This is a genomic window from Streptomyces graminilatus, assembly GCF_001418565.1.
Lineage (GTDB): Bacteria > Actinomycetota > Actinomycetes > Streptomycetales > Streptomycetaceae > Streptomyces > Streptomyces graminilatus.
The window spans coordinates 1-2,239 of the sequence record NZ_LIQQ01000539.1; the positions used below are offsets into that span (position 1 = coordinate 1).

Consider the following 2,239-nt stretch of genomic DNA (forward strand, 5'->3'; position numbering starts at 1 on the left):
GTCGGGGTCCAGCGGGCCCGCTGGACCCCGACGACATCGCCCACCTCAGGGCCATTGCCGCCGCCCTGCCGTACGAGGGCCACGCGGTTCCCCTGCCGGGCTCCGGCCCCCTGCTGCTGCCGGAGCCGGAGGCCCTGCTGCGCGCCTTCCTGGACGCCGTCGCGGACACCCTGCCGCGCACCCCCGCCGCTCCGTACGCCGCGGGGATGCCCTTCGCCGCCCGCCCGGCCCAGCGGCTCCCGGACGCCCAGGACTGGGCGGCGGAGGTCGCCGCGGGCATGGACGCGGGCGTGCGGATCTCGCTCCGCCTCGACCTGTCGGCGTACGAGCTGTTCGACGACCCCGACCGCGTGCGCACCGCGGGCGCCGCGATCGTCCAGGTGCACAGCCTCGCCGACCCCACCCTGGTGACCGACGCGGCGACCCTGTGGGCGGGCACGGCGGACGCGGCCTTCGGGGCACGCGCACACGTGGACGCCGCCCTGGCGGTACGCCGCGCGGCCCGTGTCTGGCCCCCGCTCGACCGCCTCACCGAGCAGGACGCGCCCGACGCCCTGGCCCTCTCCGAGGAGGAGCTGTACGACCTGCTAGGGATGGCCGCGACCCGGCTCGCCGCCGCCGGTGTCGCCGTGCACTGGCCCCGGGACCTCGCCCAGGACCTGACCGCCCAGGCGGTGGTACGCCCGGCGCCCGGCTCGGCGAAGGACGGCACCGGATTCTTCGAGAGCGAGGAACTCCTCCAGTTCCGCTGGCAGTTGGCGCTCGGCGGGGATCCGCTCACCGAGGCCGAGATGGACCTCCTGGCGGAGGCGCACCGTCCCGTCGTACGCCTCAAGGACCAGTGGGTCCTGGTGGACCCGGCCCTCGTCCGCAAGGCACGCAAGCGAGAACTGGGCCTGCTCGACCCCGTCGACGCGCTCTCCGCTGCGCTCACCGGGCATGTGGAGGTCGACGGCGAGAGCGTCGAGGCGGTCCCCGTCGGCGCGCTGGCTGCCCTGCGCGACCGGCTGACGGCGGGCATCACCCCGGTGGAACCGCCCCCGGGTCTCCAGGCCCGCCTGCGCGACTACCAGCTCCGGGGCCTTGCCTGGCTGGACCTCATGACCTCCCTCGGACTCGGCGGCTGCCTCGCCGACGACATGGGACTCGGCAAGACGATCACCGTCATCGCCCTGCATCTGCGCCGGGCCCGCGCCGAACCCACCCTGGTCGTCTGCCCCGCCTCCCTGCTGGGCAACTGGCAGCGGGAGATCACCAAGTTCGCGCCAGGCGTCCCCGTCCGCCGCTACCACGGCCCCGAGCGCACCCTGGAGGACCTGGCGGGCGGCTTCGTCCTCACGACGTACGGCACCATGCGGTCGACGGCACCCGGGCTGGCCGAGCAGCGCTGGGGGATGGTCGTCGCGGACGAGGCGCAGCACGTCAAGAACCCGTACTCGGCGACGGCGAAGGCACTGCGCACGATCCCGACCCCCGCGCGCGTGGCCCTCACCGGCACGCCGGTGGAGAACAACCTCTCCGAACTCTGGGCCCTGCTCGACTGGACGACCCCCGGCCTCCTGGGCCCGCTGAAGTCCTTCCGCGCCCGGCACGCGCGCGCGGTGGAGACCGGCGAGGACGAGGAGGCCGTGGCCCGGCTCGCCCGTCTGGTCCGCCCGTTCCTGCTGCGCCGCAAGAAGTCCGACCCGGGCATCGTCCCCGAACTGCCGCCCAAGACGGAGACGGACCACCCGGTCCCCCTGACCCGCGAACAGGCCGCGCTGTACGAGGCCGTCGTGCGCGAGTCGCTGCTCGCCATCGAGACGGCCGACGGCATCGCCCGCCGGGGCCTGGTGCTGAAGCTGCTGACCTCCCTCAAACAGATCTGCGACCACCCCGCGTTGTACCTGAAGGAGGACGCCCCGGGCCCTGCCGCGGGCGACCGGCTGGCCGCCCGCTCCGGCAAACTCGCCCTGCTGGACGAGCTGTTGGACACCCTGCTCGCCGAGGACGGCTCGGCGCTGGTCTTCACGCAGTACGTCGGGATGGCCCGCCTGATCACGTCCCACCTCGCGGCCCGCGCGGTCCCGGCGGAACTGCTCCACGGCGGCACCCCGGTCCCGGAACGCGAACGCATGGTCGACCGCTTCCAGAGCGGCGCGACCCCGATCCTGATCCTCTCCCTGAAGGCCGCCGGCACCGGCCTGAACCTCACACGCGCGGGCCATGTCATCCACTTCGACCGCTGGTGGAACCCGGC

General features: G+C 74.3%; 1 protein-coding gene. It reads left to right on the forward strand.

What is annotated here, in order from left to right; translation table 11 throughout:
• Positions 1 to 2,239, forward strand: a 2,239-nt coding sequence (locus AOK08_RS35545; protein WP_055533688.1) for a DEAD/DEAH box helicase, incomplete at both ends; no start/stop codon positions are given.